This is a genomic window from Candidatus Accumulibacter sp. ACC003 (assembly GCF_907163085.1).
Lineage (GTDB): Bacteria > Pseudomonadota > Gammaproteobacteria > Burkholderiales > Rhodocyclaceae > Accumulibacter.
On the sequence record NZ_CAJQTX010000001.1, the window covers coordinates 501,363 to 519,681 of the forward strand.

An 18,319-nucleotide genomic window follows, 5' to 3' on the forward strand; every position below is an offset into this window, starting at 1 on the left:
GCGCCAGGCCCGGCGCGGCGGCGACGAAGCGCTCAGTCGCGCGCTTGGCTTCTGGCGATGCGGCGCATGAAGCTGCGGCGGCTGGCGCGTTGGGGTTGCTCGGCGGCGGCCAGCCGCGCGGCGGCGCAGGCGGCTTCTGGCGTGGCGAACATCGCCTCGAGGGCGGCCATCGCCGCGGCGCGCGCGGCGGCCTGCGAGGCAAAGTGACCGGGTGGCGCGAACAGCGGACAGTACTGGTAGGCCGGAATCTCGGCCGCCGCGTCGTTGTCGGCGATGAACTCCAGCGGCCCGATCGGGAAATCGATGTGACAACGCTCACCGGCGGGCCGGTCGGACCACAGCTCGCCGCCGCCGGGCAAGACCATCAGATTGATGAACCAGGGCGTGATCAGCGCGCCGACCCAGTCGCCGCTGCCAGAAAGACGGCCGTTGGCGGTGCTCGCCGGCAGGCGAGTGGAGTCAGCAGCGGCGGAAAGCGAACTCGCCGGGCGCCAGCGGCGAAAGCCGATCGCTTCGACCGACAGGGCGAGGTTGACGAAGGGCAGGTCGCGCATGCTGTCGATCCAGATGCGGCGGTACATCGCTTCGAGGCGCGCCGTCGGGTCGTCGACCAGCGGCTTGGCGGCCAGCGGTTGCGGCGCCTGCATGGCGGCCTTGCGAATGCCATTGATCATTGTCGATTGCTCCGGCCCGAAGGCGTGTTGGTCAGGTCGGAAAAATGCGCGGCCGGGTCGTAATCGCCGTCCAGTGCAGCGGCGACTGCCGCCAGTGCGTCTTCGATCAGCGCCCGCTCGTCGTCGGCTATGACCTCCTTGGCGAAGCCGAGCGAGGCCAGGATCCAGGTGCCGATCGGCTGTGCGCCGATGAGCATCATATTCACGCGTTCGCGACGCAGGCCGCCGCCGTGTTGCCGCTCGACGATGGCGTAGTCACAGTCGCCGCCGTCACCCTCCAGCGCGACGACCTGCATCGGGATCGACAGGCACATCACGCGACCTCGGCCGCCAGCGGCGAGGCGCGAAATTTCCGTCCGAACCCTTGTAGTCCCAGCCCGGCGAGTTCGTCAACGACCATTCGCAGCAGCGTTGGCATGACGGCTTCGACGGCCGGGCTGAGCTCCATTCCGAGCGCCAGTGACTGTGGTTCGACGCCGAGAATGGCGGTATATTTCGGCGCCCGTCCGAGCAGTTCGAGCGTTGCCAGGACGTCGCACAGGCCGATCTGGTGCGGCGAAAGCTTGGTCCTGAAGAAGACCGGGACGGCGTCGCCGGTGAGGCGGAGCAGCGCTCCGGGCGCTTGGCCGGAACGAATCGCGTCGACCATGATCAGCGCGTCGAGACCCTCGAGATCCTCGAGCATTTCCATGCTGCAGGTGCCGCCGTCGATGATCTCGACTTGCGGCGGCAGCACGTAGGCCAGCGGCAGGCGCTCGATGGCGCGAACGCCAAGCCCTTCATCGCTCAACAGCAGGTTGCCGGCGCCGAGAACGACGACACGCCCGGTGCAAGTGCCTCTGGCCGGGGACATCACAAGGCCCTGACCGTGACCACCGGGCGTTTTTCCTGATCGACAACATGTACCGCGCAGGCCAGGCAGGGGTCGAAGGAGTGTACCGTGCGCAGCACTTCGAGCGGCTGATCGGCAATCGCCACGGGTGTTCCGGCGAGGCTCGCCTCGTAGGCGCCGGGGGCGTCGGCTTCGTTGCGCGGCGCGGCATTCCACGTCGTCGGCACGACGCACTGGTAGTTCTTGATCTTGCCGTTGTCGATCACCACCCAGTGCGAGAGAACGCCGCGCGGCGCTTCGTGGAGGCCGACGCCGGCGATCTCGCCCTTCGGGAACTCCGGCTTGTTGAAGGTTTTCAGATCGCCGCTGGCCATGCTGGCGAGCAGCAGATCCCACTGTCGGGCGAGTTCGTCGACCTGCACCGCGCAACCGACGGCGCGCGCCGCGTGCCGGCCGATCGTCGAGTGCAGCGCGTCGAGACCGACCTTGGTCTTGGCGACGGCGGACACCAGATCGAGCGCCTGCGTGGCGTAGGCGATCGTCGCCTGATGCTCGGCAGCAACCATCGCCAGGACGCGCGGCAGCGGCCCGACCTGCATCGGCTTGTCGTAGAAGGTTGGCGACTTGAGCCACGAGTACTTGCCGTCTTCCTGGAAGTCGGTGTACTGCGGAACGGTTTCGCCCTTGTAGGGATGCAAGGGGCCCTTGCCGCCCTGGTACCACGAATGCTTGACCGATTCGGCGACGCCGTCCTTGAAATAGGCGTCGTCGTGGGTCTTGATTTCCCTGAAACTGGCGAGGTCGCCAGCGGCGATATGGCCACCGGGCAGGGCAAACTTCGTGTTCTTGCCGTCGAGCGGGATGTCCGGGACCGAAACATAGTCGACAATGCCGCGGCCGATTGCCGTCCACTCGGGGTAGAAGCCGCCGATCACCGCGACGTCGATCAGGTAAACGTTCTTCACGAAATCGCTGAGCTGGTCGATCCAGCCCTTGACCGCCAGCAGGCGTTCGACGGTCAGCACCGACTGCGAATCGACCGACAGCGCGTTGGCGACGCCGCCGACGGCGACGTTCTGGATATGCGGCGTCTTGGCGCCGAGGATGCTGACGATCTTGTTGGCGTGCCGCTGCACTTCCAGCGCTTGCAGGTAGTGCGCGACGGCGATCAGGTTGACCTCCGGCGGCAGCTTCATCGCCGGGTGGCCCCAGTAGCCGTTGGTGAAGATGCCGAGCTGGCCGGTACCGACAAAGCCGCTCAGGCGCTCCTTGACGCGGGTAAATTCGGCCTTGCTGTTGCCCGGCCAACTCGACAGGCTTTCGGCCAGAGCAGCGGCCTTGCCGGGGTCGGCCTTGAGCGCGCTGGTGACGTCAACCCAGTCGAGCGCCGAGAGGTGGTAGAAGTGCACGATATGGTCGTGTACGGCGTGTGCCAGGATGATCATGTTCCTGATGTACTGGGCGTTGATCGGGATTTCCATCTGCAGCGCGTTCTCGACGGCGCGCACCGAGGCGATGGCATGAACCGTCGTGCACACGCCGCAGATGCGCTGGGTGATCGCCCAGGCGTCGCGCGGGTCGCGGCCGATCAGGATGGTCTCGATACCGCGCCACATCTGTCCCGACGCCCAGGCCTTCTTGACCTGACCGCCGTCGACCTCGACGTCGACTCGCAAGTGGCCTTCGATTCGCGTGACCGGATCAATCGTGACTCGTTGCGACATGTTCTTGTCTCCTGAAATGAGCGCTAGCGGGAAAGCCGCGAGTTAGCCGTGCGCCGGCTGCGCGTACGCCTCTTCGCGCGGCAAGACCGGGAAGCGGCGGGTGATGATGATGTAGCCGAGGATCTCGGCGGCAAAGACGCCGATGGTCACCAGCAGTTCCGGAACCGACGGGAAGTAGGTCCAGCCCGGCCCGGTATCGAAAGCGATCAGGAAGCCATTGAGGCGCAGCAGGATGCCGCCGAGCATGACCGCGACGCCGGCCAGGAACAGCCGCGCCGGATTGCGCCGCGCCGCGACCGTGCCGATCAGCAGGAAGGGCGCGATGTAGCAGGCGTTCTCGATCCAGAAGGTGAGGGCGATGCCATTCAGCTGGAAGGCCTGGCCAAGGACGCCGCGGACGGCCAGGTCGGCAAAACGCACCAGCAGGTAGACCGCCATGATCCCGAGCATCACCCTGGCCAGCGGATTGAGCATCTGCACCTCGATCTGCCGGCGGTACGCCGATGCCGCGACGCAGGACTCGAAAAGCACCACGCCATAGCCCAGAGTGATTGCCGAAAGCAGGTACAGCAGCGGTTGCATCGGCGTCTGCCAGAGCGCGTTGACCTGCCCGCCCATGACCACCAGCATGGTTCCCAGCGACGCCTGGTGCATCATCGGCAGGACGACGCCGAGGGCGATGAAGATGTACAGGATCTTTTCCAGCTTCTTGCGCGCATCGTGCAGGCCGAGCTTCTCGAGAAAAACCGGCGAGAACTCGATCCACATGACGATGATGTACAGCGTGATGCACGCCGCGACCTCGAACATCACCGAGTTGACGTTGAAGTATCCGGGCCAGAAGATGTGCCAGAAGTTCCACCAGCGACCGAGGTCGAAGGTGATCGCCGCTCCGGCCAGCGTATAGCCGAAGAGGCTGCCGAGCAGCGCCGGTCGCACCAGCGGATGGTACTCACCCTTGTTGAAGATATAGACCAGCAGCGCCACCGAGAAGCCGCCGCAGGCCAGCGCCGAGCCGATGAAGACGTCGACGACCACCCAGATACCCCAGGAATAACCGTCGTTGAGATTGGTCGTCGCGCCGAGGCCGAAAACGAGACGGACCAGGACGATCGCCGCCATGACGGCGATCAGCACGCCGCAGATCAGCGTCGTGGCATTGAACAGGCTGCCGCCAACGGCTGCCGGTTTGGCGTGTGACTGAGCGCTCATGATCACTCCTTCTTTGGCTGTTCTGGCCGCTGTTCTGCCGGTTTTTCTACCCGCTTTTCTATCGGCTCCTCGGCGTGGCGGCCGTCATCGTCGTCATGATGAACATTGCGCTTGGCGACATAGGTCATCGCACCGAGGACGGCGAAGGGCATCAGCAGGCCGCCGTAAAGCGTGTGCTGGATCGTCTCCGACGTCGCCGCCGACGACTTGGGCGGCAAGTTGGGCATGCCGACCTTCGCGAAAGGCACCGCCGAGAGCTTCAGCACCTGCGTGCCGCCGTACTCGGTCTCGCCATAGACGTGTTGCTGGTAATGGCCGACGTAGCCTTCGTAACTCTGGTCGGGCCCACCATTGATGCTGCCGCGCGGGTAGGTGGTGACGCTGCCGGCCGGCAGCGCCAGGCGGCGTTTGGCTTCGGCCAGCAGGTCGCTGCTGCGGCCGTAAAGCGTCGCGCCGGTCGGGCAGACTTCGGCGCACGCCGAGTAATGGCCGTCTTTGTAGCGGTGCCGGCACAGTTCGCACTTGCCGATCTGGCCGGTCGGCGAGTCGTACTGGTACTTGGGAATTCCGAAGGGGCAGGCGACGACGCAGTAGCGGCAGCCGACGCACGCCTCGGGGTTGTAGGCGACGATGCCGGTCGTCGGATCCTTGGTCATCGCCGTCACCGGGCACGCCGAAACGCAAGACGGGTCGGCACAGTGCATGCACGAGGTCTTCATGAACGCGTAGCCGTTTTCTTCGGCGTCCTTGGTGCTCATCGTGCCGTGGCGGTACATCTTGATGATGTTGAAGGTGTGGCCGCTGGTGTCCAGCGGTGTATCCCACAGATGGTCGAGCGTCGAGAATTCCGGCGGGTTGTCGTTGGCCTGTTTGCACGCCGCCACGCAGGCCTTGCAGCCGATACACAGCGTCGCGTCGTAGAGCAGGCCGAGGGCGTCTGGCGGGCGCTGATAGGTGTCGCGGGCCGCGGCTGGCGTACTGACGACGCTGGCGGCGACGGCCGTTCCGGCGGCGCCGAGGCAGCCCTTGAGAAACTGGCGACGATCTTTGTCGTCGCCAACGCGTTCAGAGATCTTGCGAGCCATCTCAGGCCTCCGTTTTCTCGCTGGCCGTGCGCGCGCGTTCGGCCTCTTCCGCCTGCTGGTGCGAGACGCCCAGATTGCGCGCGACCATCGCACCGGCGCCGGCTGCCGCGCCTGCTACCGCTGCCAGAGTCGCCGCCGAGCCCATGGTGGCGCCGACGCCCTGTTCCTCGACGATGCGCGGATATTGTTGCGGTGGCTCGACATTCCTGACTTTCGCCAGCATGTGGATCGGCTTGGTGAAACCGACGCCCTGTTCGGTACAGCCGATACAGGGGTGGCCGCAGCCGACCGGCCAGGTGCCGGCGCCGGCGTCACCGAACAAAATCGTCGGGCAATTGGCGTAGGTTTCCGGCCCCTTGCAACCGAGCTTGTAGAGGCAATAACCCTTCCGATGCCCCTCGTCGCCGAAATTCATCGCAAAGCGGCCGGCGTCGAAGTGCGCCCGCCGCTCGCAGTTTTCATGGACCAGGCGGGAGTAGGCGAACTGCGGCCGACCGAGTTGATCGACCGGCGGCAGCGCGCCGAAGGTCAGGAAGTGCACCACCGTCGACAGGAAGTTGTAGGGGTTCGGCGGACACCCCGGAATCGTCGCCACCGGCTTGCCGAGCACCTCGGCAACGCCGGAAGCACCGGTCGGGTTGGGGTCGGTCGATGGCATGCCACCCCAGCTGGCGCACGATCCGATGGCGATCACCGCGGCCGCATCGGCGGCGCATTCCCTGGCCAGCTCGATCGCCGTCTGGCCACCGATCTTGCAGTAGATGCCGCCGTCGCGCGTCGGGATGGCGCCTTCGATGACCAGCACATAGGCGCCCTTGTTGTCGGCCATCGCTTTCTTGCGTGCCTGTTCGACCTGATGGCCGGCAGCAGCGAACAGCGTCTCGTGATAATCGAGCGAGATCACGTCGAGGATCAGACGTTCCAGCGTCGGATGCTCGGCGCGCAACAGCGACTCGGTACAGCCGGTGCATTCCTGGAAGTGCAGCCAGATCACCGACGGCCGCTTCTTGGTCGCCACCGCCTCGGCGACAGCGGCCTCGGCTCCCGGCGGCAAGCCGAGACCGGCGGCCACCGTCGCGCAGAACTGCAGGAACTCGCGCCGTGGCATACCGAGTCGCCTGCTCGCGTCGGCGATCTTCGCATCACTTTCCAGCTTCAGCAGACCGGTACTGGCCATTTTCCTGCTCCCTGTCTCGTTGTCCCTGCCCGACCAAAGTCGGCTATTTGGCGGCGCCACGCCCCGAACGACCGAGGCCTTGACAGAGCAAGGGATAACAAGAAGCGTGCCAGTTCACAATGCGCCAATAAATTAGTGACATGGCGTGAGCGGGTAGCGACCATAAAGAGAAGCATCTTTCCGCTCGGCGCGCGAATTGGAAACATGCTTTCCACTGAAGAGTCGTCGAAGCCTGACGGCAGCGCGCCGCCGCCAGTCCGTCTCGGCTCGCACAGCGAAGCAGGCGTTTGCGCGGTCCAAACCGCCCCCGGCAAGCTCGATTACTCGTCGCTGCCCGCCTTGCGCTACGATCAACGAACGCGGCTAGCGGCGATGAGGAGAGCGCGGCGATTCACACAGGAAAGCCGACGCGCCAAATTTCAGGATAGAATCGGCGCCGTCATTTCAGCGTCGTAAAGCCTCTCGATTGCATTTCGACACTGACCCAAATCACCGTAACAAGATCGCGTACACGCTCGAATGGCAAGCCGCCGAGCAGTGCAGCCAGGTTTGGCTTTCGGCGGTCGAACGCTGCCCCGTGCGACCGCTTCTGGCGGCTTGCTTAATGCTCCTCCCCGACTGGATACCTCAGAAAGGCGACAAATGAATAAACTGAAGCTGACCTATTTCGACTTCCCCGGCGGACGGGCGGAACCTGCTCGGCTGGCGATGCATATCGGCGGAGTTCCGTTTGAAGACTATCGTTTTGCGCCCAGCGATTTTGCTGAAGTCCGCAAGACGACCCCCCTGAATCAGGTTCCGACGCTTCACGTCAATGACTTGCAGATCACGCAAAGCGACGCGATCACGCGTTATGTCGGGAAGCTGTCCGGGCTGTATCCCGAAGACGATTTCCAGGCCTTGTTGTGTGACGAAGTCATGGGTGCGCTGGAAGATATAAACGCGAAACTTGGGGCAACGTTCGGGAAGACCGGAGACGACCTGAAAAGTGCTCGTGACGCGCTGGTAGCAGACGCCTTACCGACGTATTTGCGATGGCTGCAGCAGCAACTTGAAAGCCACGGCGGCGAGTTTCTTGCGGACAATCGCCTGACCATCGCCGACCTCAAAGCCTTCGTTATCCTGCGTTGGCTGAGTTCCGGGAAACTGGATCACATCCCGAGCGATTTGGTCGAAACGGTGGCGCCGAAACTCAACAATTATATGAACAGTGTCGCCAAACTTCCTGCCATTGCGCAATATTACGCAAGTTTCGGTTCGTCGTGAGGCAATAACGGTTCAACAGCCGCCGGATGATTGGTTGCCTTTTTCTTACGTCCTTGCGAGCATCTTTCGGACAGGAACGGCCGCTGAGGACGGTTGCCAAGAGCAGCGTTTAAGCGTTCCAGGTGTGTGCTTGAATGCTATCGCCGTGCCTACGAAATGCTGCTTTTCGCCAAAATTCAGTACCCTGTTGAAGCGACAGCCGTGTGAGCGGAAGTCTGCTGAGAAGCGTCTTCCAGCGCGCTGCGGGGTGCCGAGTTGGGCAGCCGGCGCCGAATTTTCTCGGCGAAACTGCTTCCGATAGCAAAGTTGGGCGAAGCTGGAGCGCCCTAAATTTCCAGCCCAAGCTTGAGGAGATACAGAAATGAAGTTCATCTTGACGGTTTTAGCTGTGGTTACGCTATCCATATCCTTCGCTCGTGGTCAGGAATCTGGAGAGAGTTCCGGAGGGGCTCGCTTGACAGAGAGACAAGCGCTTCTAAACCCCAGCGGCTTCAACGTTGACTGGAATTGCGGAGGCTCAACTGGGCGGTCTTTTGTCACCTTTCGGGAAGACGGTGAAAAGATCGTCGTCGACATCAGTAACTATGGACGCGGAGCGTGCAAATCAGAGGCCAAGATGACGGATTCGGGTCTTGTATGGGATGGATGCAAAGACACCGGGATTGCCATGTCGTTTGATGCCAGCAATAAGGGAATTCCATTCAAAGGACAAAGTTCTCGTTGTTCCTATGAATTCAATGCCAGGTAAATCTACGCCCAACGAATACGGTTAGATCGTGCGAAGCCACGATCTGTACCGTTCGTTTGGAAGGTAAAAAAGGGCCAGGCTCAATTAGCTATATACTCACGGCATGCCATGCTGTCCACACATCCGTCTTCCGGACCTGCCGTTGCTCATCGTGCAATGAGGCTGCAACCGCAACGTTTCTCTCTTCGGTGGAGATCATGGGTATTCGAGCCTGGTCCTTTTTCTTCATGACCGACGACATCCTCGGCTTCTACAACAGCCTCCGCTGGCACTTGAAACTCGCTTACCTGCCGCCGAATGTCTCTGAGCATCACATACCAGATAACAAGCTATCCGGGTGTCCGAATTCCTTGACCACGACAATTTCGGGGTGTCAAGGACCTTGGCACTGATGCAATTGCCCTGGCCAGGCAACGCTGAATCGCTCACAAAAGCGCATTCTCGCTTAATATGCGCGTCGTCCGTAGGATGAACGCGGCCGCTCCGGTCACTCGTGCGGACCCAGTGCCGCTCGCGCGCGAGATGCTACCGTCCGCGGGAGATGCGGTACCGCAGAATCGAGTGCGCCGCGGCGGCGGCGCGCTACGTGACCTTTTGTAGGCGTTTTGCTGTTCAACAAGGAGCTTGAAATGTCTGACATCAAGGAATCTATCGAAGAGGTCATCGACAAGGCGGAACGGCCTTCTGACCGCCTGAACAGCACCGTGGCGGCGCTGGTGGCCGTCCTGGCGACGGTGATGGCGCTATTCAACGTCAAGGACGGGAACGTCGTGCAGGCGATGGCCCAGGCGCAGGCCAGGAGCATCGACACCTGGTCGTATTTCCAGGCCAAGAGCACCAAGCAAGCGCTCGCCGAGAACATGGTCGATCAGTTCACCCTGGAGCGAGCGCGGGGTGCCGCGGTGACCCCGGAGGCTGGCGCCGCGCTGGACCAGAAAATCGCCTTCTATCGCGACAAGGCGACTCGTTACGAACACGACAAGGACGAAATCAAGAAGCAGGCGGAGGCCTACGAAGCAGAATACGATCGACTGAATATTCACGACGACCAGTTCGATATCGCCGACGCGGGAATTTCTGTCGCACTCGCTGTACTCGGTATTGCCGCCCTGACACGCCGAAGCTGGCTGGTCTGGTTCGCTCTGCTGTTCGCTGGAGTGGGGCTTGTTTCGGGAATCTCCGGTTTTGTCGGCGGCGACTTCCATCTCGATTTCCTCGCGTCGCTACTGAGCTGAGACGTGTCGCAACCAAGGATGCCAGGCATCGAAGCCGAGCGGTTCGAATTCCCGTCGCTGGCGTGGCTCGCAGCGATGCCAGAGGCAGCACTGGAAGGGATTTGCCAGGTGGCATCCGCTGTCGTCGCGGACATGAGCTCAGCTGGCGATGAGTTGCTTTCGGCGCAGGCGTCGGGGGAGTGCTATCGGCCAGCAAGAGTCATTCGCTGGTTGCTAAAATCTGCGAAATGAGCGTCGGCTGCAACCCTGATAGCCGACGCTCACAATAGAACTATCGTGGTACCGGCTTATCAGTCATAGGTGACGGCCGTCAAAGTTTCGGTTAGCGATTTCCCGATTGGGGGCTTCGTAGTACCATCGGCAGGCCCCACTCCGATACAGACGCCAGGCAAATGCGCCAACGAGATAGGAAACAGTCCCAGCACCAGTTTGGTAGTGCCTGTCAGGCTAGATAGGTTAATTCCGATGATCATTCGTTTCAATCCCACGCTACTTAACCGGAACGTTGCTCCTTGCATTGCAGAGTTTGTATCGGCAGAAATTCCAGATCTTCGCCCGACTTTCCCACAAGCAGAGCATTGGCTGTCGAATCACTTCCTAAACACCCTGTTCGGCCCAAAATTCACGGGGAACTCTAGACAGTTGGCAATCAACCTGCTAAGCCGCGCACAAGGTCAGTTTTCGTTTTTCCATGAGGCACGCGAATCGACACACACTTTTCTTGAAAAAAGTAAACCCTGCTATCCTGCTGTTCGGCATTACTACGGAGCCATTGTTCGCTGGGAAGCGTGTTTCCTTAATCTTCAGATGTTTGTCGATACCTATAAGAGATTATTTGGCAAGGAGGTGTTCGAGCGCGGTGACGGATCTGAAGTTCAACGCGCATACGATATGGCGAATAACGTTAAGCACTGGGCCGACGTGGTGAAGTCGGACCGCAGCGACGACGAACACACGATTCCTTTGTGGATGTCGAACTCCGGTTTTCACACCTACGCCCATTCGCTCACCTATGCTGAGCTATCAGCGATCACTGCCGAAGTAGCAAAAACAGCGAATCTACTTCAGAACCCAGGATCAATAGCCAAAGCAACCTGACATCATGTTCGACCTCGCGCGTTTCCGTCGCCCGTCACTACACGAAAAGGTATGCAGCGTAGTTTAAGTACCCGACCTCTCAATCAGAAAGATCGGAAACGGTCGCACTCCGGCGCCATGCTTCGGAAACCGGCCAATGCGCGTTTCTGCGAAGCCAAATCCCACGGCCCAATCGCGACCGGCGGCTCATCCTCGGATAGCTGCCATCGATAACGTAGCAGGTCGAACGTCTCGTATGGGTCGTAAGCTGTCGTTCAACACCACTCGGCGACGACACCCGGCGGCTGGCCAAATGCACCCGTCTTGCGTTTTCCATTTCAACCCTTCAGCAACCGCCAAGATCTGCGCCTGGAACTCCCCGCTGCGCATCCGGGCTACAATTCGGCCATCCGCTTGCTCATCGCCCCTCGCTCGCCAGCGCTCTCCCATCATGACCACCCCCTCCGACATAGACCATCGCAGCGATCCGCTGGCGATCTTGCTGCAGCTCTGCGAGTTGTTGCCTGCGGACTACGCGCACATGCGGCCACTGGTGGCCGACGCTTTGTCCTTTTTCCTCCAGCGGCTCTCACCGCTTCGCCAGCAGGCCATTCTTGGCGCGCAATTTGCGCTGCCGAGTAGCGCCAGCCGTGAGCAGCGGGTGGTCAGTCTGTTTCGTCTCTGTCCGAGCTTGCACAAGCTGGGGCAGGTGGTGGCGCATGACCGCCGCCTGTCGAGCGAGTTGCGCCAGCGTTTGCAGGAGCTCGAAACGCTGGCACCCAGCGATTCGCTGGCGACCGTCCTGCCGCTGCTGCAACGTGAGGTGGGGCCGATCGCCGGTTTGCAGATTGGGCGGCAGGCGCTTGCCGAGGGCAGTGTCGCCGTCGTCGTGCCTTTCGCCTGGCAGCCGGCGAAGAACACGCCGGCGCAGCGGGGCGTCTTCAAGGTTCTGCGGCCGGGTGTGCTGGAGCGGCTCGACGAAGACCTCGCCATCTGGCCGGCCCTCGGGGCATTCCTGGAAGAACGCTGCGTTCACCATGGCCTGCCGGTGCTCGATTACCGCGATACGCTGGAAACGGTTGCCCGCCTGCTGGCCAACGAAGTCCGCCTGGACCAGGAGCAGGCCCACCTGAGCGAGGCCGGCGACTTCTACGCCGGCTCGCCGGATGTCCTCGTGCCGCGTTTGTTTCCTTTTTCCACACCGTTTGTCACGGCCATGGAAAGGGTCGATGGCTGCAAGGTGACCGAGCAGAATTTGCCGGCTGAGGAAATGCGTCAGCGTGCCGAGCGGATCATCAGGGCGGTGCTGGCGCAGCCCTTCTGGGGCAGCCGCGAGGCGGGCGCGCTGTTTCATGCCGACCCGCACGCCGGCAACCTTCTGGCGACGCCGGATGGGCGGCTGGCGATCATCGACTGGGCGCTCACCGCGCGCCTGTCGAAGGCGCAGTGCGAGGCGGTCGTGCAACTGGGTCTGGGCGCGCTGACGCTTAACGATGCGCGCGTCTGCGCGGCCATCGCTGCGCTCGGCCAGACGCTCGATGTCGTGCGCGTGCAAGTGGCCGTCACGGCGGCGCTGCAGCAGGTGCGCGGTGGTCGATTCCCCGGCTTCGGCTGGATGACCTCGCTGCTGGATGCACTGGGATCGACGTCGGCCGTGCGCTTTCCCGAAGATGTGGTGCTCTTTCGCAAGGCCTTGCTGAGTCTGTCGGGCGTCGTCGCCGACGTTTCCGAGCAGATGGCGGTCGATGGCATCCTCATTCGCCAGGGCGCTTCGCAGTTCGTCAAGGGGCTGTTGCGGCGCCCCTGGAACTGGGCAGACTCGCGTGCGGTCGGCGCCCACGTCTCGAATGCCGACCTCGTCGGTCTCTGGGCCGAGCTACCGGCGACGACGCTGCGCTATTTGGGGGGAGGGCGCGGCGGCCGGCCTGGTGGCGAATTGGCGCTCTGAGGTCGGCTAGTACATCCGGTTGCGAAAAAGCCAGGTGGCGGCGGCCAGTGCGACCGCGCCAATCGCCGCCATCGCCACAAACGGTTCGAGCAGCAGCTCGAAGGGCGTGCCTTCGAGGAAGACGCCGCGCAAGATCACCAGAAAATAGCGCATGGGGTTGAGCAGCGTCAGATGCTGGACCAGCGACGGCATGTTTTCAATCGGCGTCGCAAAACCCGAGAGGATGATCGCGGGTACGAGGAAGAAGAAGGCGCCGAGCAATCCCTGTTGCTGGGTGACGGCGAGCGATGAAATCATCAGGCCCAGGCCGATAGCCGACAGCAGGAACAAGACGACGCCGGTATACAGCGTCAGCAGTTTGCCCAACAGCGGGACATGGAACCAGAAGACGGCGACCAGAATGATCGCCGTGGCTTCGCCCATGCCAATCACAAAACTCGGCAAGGCCTTGCCGAGCAGGATTTCGCCCGGCCGCAGCGGCGTCACGAGCAGTTGGTCGAAGGTCCCCTGTTCGCGCTCGCGTGCCACCGACAGCGCCGTCACCAGCATGGTGACGAGCAGCGTCAGCAGGCCGACGATGCCGGGGACGAAAAACCAGCGGCTTTCCAGGTTGGGATTGAACCACGCGCGGGTCTCGATCACCGCCGCTGGCGGTCGGCCGCCGTGGCTGGCGATCCAGTCGCTGTTGAAGCCCTTGACGATCGCTTGCGCATAGTTGACCACCAGCTGCGCGGTGTTCGAATTGCGGCCGTCAACGATCACCTGCAGCGGCGCCGAGCGCCCGCTCAGCAGGTCGGCGCTGAAGCGCGGCCCGATGCGGATGACCATCAGCGCCTGCTGGCTGTCGATCATCGGCGCGATCTCGTGGTCCTGCCTCAGGCGCGCCACTTCCTCGAAACTGGGCGCGCCGTGAAAGGCGGCGACGAGCTCGCGCGAGACCGTGCCGCGGTCTTCGTTGAAGACGGCAAAGGGCACATGCTTGAGGTCGAAGGTCGCGGCGTAACCAAAGACCATCAGTTGAATCAGCGGCGGCACGAAGATCACCACGCGGCTGCGCTTGTCCTTGAGCAGGGTCAGGAACTCCTTGATCGCCAGGGCGAAAATGCGTCTCCACATCGCCTCTACTCCAGCCGCTTGCGCGATTTACGGATCGTCAGACCGAGGAAGATGACGGCCAATACGCAGAGCCCCAAGACGTTCGGCAGAATCACGCTCCAGACATTGCCGGCGAGAAACACCGTCTGCAGGATCGCCACGTAGTAGCGGGCAGCAATGGCGTGCGTCAGCGTTTGCACGATGGCCGGCATGCTGCCGATATCAAAGATGAATCCGGACAGCAGGAAAGCCGGCAGGAAGGTGGTGATGATGGCAATCTGCCCGGCGACAAACTGGCTCCTGGCGATGGTCGAGATGAAAAGGCCCATACCCAGTGCGGTGAGCAGAAACAGCGCCGATGCGCCGAACAACAACCAGGGCGAGCCGCGCAGCGGCACATCGAAGAGCCACAGCGCCATGGCCACGGAAAGTGCCAGGCCGCCCAGTCCCAGGATGAAGTAGGGAATCAGCTTGCCGAGAATCACTTCGTGCATGCTCACCGGCGTCACCATCAGCGCTTCCATGGTGCCGCGCTCCCATTCGCGCGCCATCACCATCGCCGTCAGCAAGGCGCCGATCAGCGTCATGATGATCGCGATCAGGCCCGGCACCAGGAAATTGCGGCTGCGCAACTCGCTGTTGAACCACACCCGCTGCTCGATGCGGACGGGCGTGGCCAGCGACTCGCCGCGTGCCAGCGCGAGGTGTTCCAGCCAGCGCCCCCAGACGCCCTCGACATAGCCTGAAATGATTCTGGCCGTATTGGCATCGACGCCATTGACGATCAATTGAATCGGCGCGCTGCCCGGTCCGCGCAGGCGCTGCGCGAAGTCCTGGCGCAACACCAGGACGGCATGGACCTTGCCGGCCATCATCGCGCTTTCGGCCGCCTGCGTGCTGGCGTACGAAGTGGGTACGAAATAACGCGATTGGTTGAACGCCGCGGTGAAGCTGGCGGTATCGGCACTCGGCTGTTCGACGACCAGCGCCACCGGTATCGATTCCGAGTCCAGCGACACGCCATAGCCGAACAGCAGCAGCAACACCACGGGCATCAGAAAGGCAATGGCGATGCTGCTCGGGTCGCGGAAAATCTGCAGGAACTCCTTGCGGATCAAACCGCGCAGGCGCATCGCCGATTTGCCGGCTGCTGCCGAGGGCTTCTGCTGCGAGCGCTCGTTCACGAGGCGGGCTCCGTTTGACTCTCGGCGCGGCTGTGCGCTTCGATCAGGCCAATGAAGGCATCCTCCATCGACGGGTCGGGCAGGGCTTCGCTACGCGCCTGCCGCTTGATCGCGGTCGGCGTGCCGATGGTCAGGATCTCGCCCGCCACCATGATCGCCAGGCGGTCGCAGTATTCGGCTTCTTCCATGAAATGGGTGGTCACCATGATCGTCACGCCTTGCTCGGCAAGCGTGTTGATGCGCTGCCAGAACTCACGGCGCGCGAGCGGATCGACGCCCGATGTCGGTTCATCGAGAAACAGGATATCGGGCTCGTGCATCAGGGCGCAGGCCAATGCCAGACGCTGTTTGTAGCCGAGCGAGAGGTCGCCACTGGCCGTCGCCGCCAGCGGCGCCAGGGCAAATTCGCGCATCGCCCAGCGCATGCGCTGTTCGGCCCGCTGCCGCGACAAGCCGTAGGCGCTGCTGAAAAAGCGCAGGTTCTCGGCGACGCTGAGGTGGCCATAGAGCGAAAACTTTTGCGACATGTAGCCGATGCGGGCGCGCGCCGCGGCCGGCGCGTGGCGAAGGTCGACGCCGGCCACGCGCAGGCTGCCGCCACTGGCCGGCAGCAGGCCGCAGAGCATGCGGAAGGTCGTGGTCTTGCCGGCGCCATTGGCGCCCAGCAAACCGAAGACCTCGCCCGCAGCGACGGCAAAGCTGACGTTCCGGACGGCGCGGAAGCTGCCGAAACTACGCTCGAGCTGATTCACTTCAATGATCGCCGCGGCATCTTGCGTAGGCGTCGAGGGCCGCGCATCCGGCGCGGCGGCTGGCGCAGGTGCGGCGCTATCCTGACTATCCGGACCATCAGGACTATCCAAGCCATCCGCATGCGGCTGGCCCTTGAGAAGCGCGATGAAGCTGTCCTCGTAGCGTGGCGGCACGGCGCTGATGCGGGCGTTCTCGATCCCCGGCAGCAGCGCGGCGAGCCTGGGGGGCGTCGCCACGGCCATCACCAGACGCACCTGCTCGCCCTGGATGACGGCGTCCACGACGCCGGGCGCCTGCGATAACTGCGCGTGCAGCGACCGCTTGGACAGCTTCTCGGCGCTGACCGAAAAGATCCTGCCCTGCAGGCGATCGCGGAGGATCTTCGGGTCGCCCTGATCGAGGAGCTGCCCGTCATGCAGCAGAAAAATCTCGTCACAACGTTCCGCCTCATCGAGATACGCCGTACTCAGCAGCACGGTGGTCTGTTCGTTGCGCACCAGGCGATTGACGATCGCCCACAGCTCGCGTCGCGACAGCGGATCGACGCCGACGGTGGGCTCGTCGAGCAGCAGCAAGGCCGGCTGGCGCACCAGGCTGCACGCCAGCCCGAGCTTCTGCTTCATTCCCCCGGAGAGCTTTCCGGCCAGGCGCCGGGTAAACGGTTCAAGCCCCGCCATCTGCAGCAACTCGCCATAGCGGTCGCCGCGATCAGGCAGCGCAACGCCCTGCAGGTCGGCGTAGAGGTCGAGGTTCTCCTGCACCGTCAAGTCGTCATAGAGGCCAAAACGTTGCGGCATGTAGCCGATGCTGCCCTGCACCTGCAGCGACTCGCTGCCGGCATCCTTGCCGAGCACCGTGACGCTGCCGCTATCGGCGAGCAACAAGCCGGCCGCCAGGCGCATCAGCGTCGTCTTGCCGGCGCTGTCCGGGCCGATGAGGCCGCTGACGCGGCCGTGGCGAACGCTAAAGCTGACCTTGTCGAGCGCCTGAACGACGCGCCCGTTGCTTGCCTGAAAGGCCTTGGAGAGCTGCTTGATCTCCAGCGCGACCGGCTCGCCGTGGTCCACCGGCGAGTCAGGCCTGGTCGACGGGGCCGCGCCACCTGGCGGCATCACTGCTCCTGGCAAGGAGGCGCCGCGGCTGCGCCGGACTCGGCTTGATCGAGGGCAATGGACACCGTTGCCGGCATGCCGAGGCGCAGTTCATTCTGGGGATTGCAGACAAACACCCGCACTTGATAGACCAGGTTCGAGCGCACCTCGCTGGTTTCCACCGATTTCGGCGTGAATTCGGCGCTCGGGGAGATGTATCCCAGCCACGCGCGATAGCGTTTGCCGGGATAGCTGTCGGTGCTGACCTCGGCGCGCATGCCGCTGTAAATCTTCCCCAGATCGTGTCCCGGCACATACGCGCGCACCCAGATCGGATCGGTGAGCGCCAGGGTGTACAGCGAAAGCTGCGGCGAAGCCATGTCGCCCGGCTCGAGGATGCGGTCTTGAATGACGCCATCGGCAGGGGCATAAAGCGACCCATCGGCGAGTTGTTTGCGGGCAATCGCCAGCGCCGCTTCGTTGGCCTTGAGCGTCGCCTGCGCGGCGGCGACATCCTCGACGCGCGCACCCAGTTCGAGCAGGTGACGCATCGCCTGCGCCGCCTCGTACCTGGCCTGGGCCGCGTCGGACGCGGCCTTGGCGTCGTCTGCCTGCTGGCGGGCGACGAATTGCCGGGCGACCAGATCGGCGAGTCGCCGATACCTTCGTTCGGCGTTTCGAGCGTCGATCCGGGCGGCCTCGGCGTCGGCCCGCGCCTTCTGTATTTCCTCCGGCCGGTTACCGCGCTGCAGGCGCGCGACGACTTGCTGCTGCGCCGCCAGCTGCGCTTCGAGCAGCGCAACATTCTGTTCCAGCCGGGTGCTGTCGAGCGTCGCCAGCAACTGCCCCTGGCGAACCGCGTCGCCCTCCCTGACGAGCATCCGATCGATCCGGTCGGCGCCGTTGAAAGCCAGCTGGATCTGGCGAATATCGACGTTTCCATAAAGCGCGAGGGCTGTCGTGGACGCCTGCTGGCGATGGCTGCGCTGCCAGTAGAAAGCGCCACCGCCGAGCACGGCGATGGCCAGCAATGCCAGGAGTATTGGGCGTTTCATGCGGTCTCGATCATGGGAATTTGCAGTTGTCGCGCGGCAGATTGCTCCGTGATACACCGTCAAGCCCCATCACTGCAAGCATGACCTTACTGCGAAAGGCGCGTACGCGACTCACGAGACTCCCTTCTCCCCTCTGCGGGAGAAGGGCCGGGGTAGTGGGGGA

Annotated in this window: 16 protein-coding genes; 5 read left to right on the top strand and 11 right to left on the bottom strand. The window is 63.0% G+C overall.

The window, feature by feature from the left end; translation table 11 throughout:
- Window positions 1–32 precede the first annotated feature (32 nt).
- From hybE to QZ656_RS02245, 7 genes are read right to left on the bottom strand one after another with little or no spacing between them, the layout of a single operon-like run.
- Window positions 33–674: a [NiFe]-hydrogenase assembly chaperone HybE gene (gene hybE, locus QZ656_RS02215; RefSeq protein ID WP_291991848.1), complete on the bottom strand. Its 642-nt coding sequence runs from the start codon at window positions 672–674 to the stop codon at window positions 33–35.
- Window positions 671–988, bottom strand: coding sequence for a HypC/HybG/HupF family hydrogenase formation chaperone (locus QZ656_RS02220; protein WP_291991849.1), 318 nt, complete (start codon window positions 986–988; stop codon window positions 671–673). The genes hybE and QZ656_RS02220 overlap by 4 nt, the downstream gene beginning before the upstream one ends.
- Entirely contained in the window at window positions 988–1,527 is a 540-nt protein-coding gene (locus tag QZ656_RS02225) for a HyaD/HybD family hydrogenase maturation endopeptidase (RefSeq protein WP_291991850.1), read from the bottom strand. The genes QZ656_RS02220 and QZ656_RS02225 overlap by 1 nt, the downstream gene beginning before the upstream one ends.
- A complete protein-coding gene (locus QZ656_RS02230) occupies window positions 1,527–3,230 on the bottom strand; it encodes a nickel-dependent hydrogenase large subunit (protein ID WP_291991851.1) in 1,704 nt (567 codons plus the stop codon). Before QZ656_RS02230 ends, QZ656_RS02225 begins: the two co-directional genes overlap by 1 nt.
- 42 nt (window positions 3,231–3,272) lie before the next feature.
- Complete coding sequence (gene hybB, locus QZ656_RS02235) at window positions 3,273–4,442, bottom strand: Ni/Fe-hydrogenase cytochrome b subunit (protein ID WP_291991852.1); 1,170 nt, start codon at window positions 4,440–4,442, stop codon at window positions 3,273–3,275.
- 2 nt (window positions 4,443–4,444) lie between these two features.
- Window positions 4,445–5,527, bottom strand: coding sequence for a hydrogenase 2 operon protein HybA (gene hybA / locus QZ656_RS02240; protein WP_291991853.1), 1,083 nt, complete (start codon window positions 5,525–5,527; stop codon window positions 4,445–4,447).
- Between the two features lies 1 nt (window position 5,528).
- The gene (locus QZ656_RS02245) at window positions 5,529–6,704 is read right to left on the bottom strand and encodes a hydrogenase small subunit (protein ID WP_291991854.1); all 1,176 of its coding nucleotides are present in this window, start codon (window positions 6,702–6,704) and stop codon (window positions 5,529–5,531) included.
- 642 nt (window positions 6,705–7,346) lie between these two features.
- On the opposite strand from QZ656_RS02245, the gene QZ656_RS02250 reads away from it, so the two are divergent.
- The 5 genes from QZ656_RS02250 (at window position 7,347) to QZ656_RS02270 (ending at window position 12,978) form a co-directional block, all read left to right on the top strand.
- Window positions 7,347–7,970: a glutathione S-transferase family protein gene (locus QZ656_RS02250; RefSeq protein ID WP_291991855.1), complete on the top strand. Its 624-nt coding sequence runs from the start codon at window positions 7,347–7,349 to the stop codon at window positions 7,968–7,970.
- 361 nt (window positions 7,971–8,331) lie between these two features.
- On the top strand, window positions 8,332–8,718 hold the full coding sequence (locus tag QZ656_RS02255; protein ID WP_291991856.1) for a hypothetical protein: 387 nt from the start codon (window positions 8,332–8,334) through the stop codon (window positions 8,716–8,718).
- A gap of 629 nt (window positions 8,719–9,347) precedes the next feature.
- Window positions 9,348–9,953 (top strand): DUF4337 domain-containing protein, encoded by a 606-nt coding sequence (locus QZ656_RS02260; RefSeq protein WP_291991857.1) that lies wholly within the window; start codon window positions 9,348–9,350, stop codon window positions 9,951–9,953.
- Between the two features lie 465 nt (window positions 9,954–10,418).
- On the top strand, window positions 10,419–11,051 hold the full coding sequence (locus QZ656_RS02265; protein ID WP_291991858.1) for a hypothetical protein: 633 nt from the start codon (window positions 10,419–10,421) through the stop codon (window positions 11,049–11,051).
- A 430-nt stretch (window positions 11,052–11,481) separates the two neighbouring features.
- Window positions 11,482–12,978 carry an AarF/UbiB family protein gene (locus QZ656_RS02270; protein WP_291991859.1) on the top strand — a complete coding sequence of 499 codons (1,497 nt, stop codon included), beginning with the start codon at window positions 11,482–11,484 and terminating at the stop codon, window positions 12,976–12,978.
- Between the two features lie 6 nt (window positions 12,979–12,984).
- On the opposite strand, the gene QZ656_RS02275 is transcribed toward QZ656_RS02270, so the two are convergent.
- The 4 genes from QZ656_RS02275 to QZ656_RS02290 are packed head-to-tail and all read right to left on the bottom strand — an operon-like array spanning window position 12,985 to window position 18,156.
- Window positions 12,985–14,094, bottom strand: coding sequence for an ABC transporter permease (locus tag QZ656_RS02275; RefSeq protein ID WP_291991860.1), 1,110 nt, complete (start codon window positions 14,092–14,094; stop codon window positions 12,985–12,987).
- 5 nt (window positions 14,095–14,099) lie between these two features.
- Entirely contained in the window at window positions 14,100–15,206 is a 1,107-nt protein-coding gene (locus tag QZ656_RS02280) for an ABC transporter permease (RefSeq protein WP_291992112.1), read from the bottom strand.
- A 47-nt stretch (window positions 15,207–15,253) separates the two neighbouring features.
- Window positions 15,254–17,122 (bottom strand): ATP-binding cassette domain-containing protein, encoded by a 1,869-nt coding sequence (locus tag QZ656_RS02285; RefSeq protein WP_291991861.1) that lies wholly within the window; start codon window positions 17,120–17,122, stop codon window positions 15,254–15,256.
- Complete coding sequence (locus QZ656_RS02290; RefSeq protein ID WP_291991862.1) at window positions 17,122–18,156, bottom strand: efflux RND transporter periplasmic adaptor subunit; 1,035 nt, start codon at window positions 18,154–18,156, stop codon at window positions 17,122–17,124. The genes QZ656_RS02285 and QZ656_RS02290 overlap by 1 nt, the downstream gene beginning before the upstream one ends.
- Window positions 18,157–18,319: the final 163 nt, after the last annotated feature.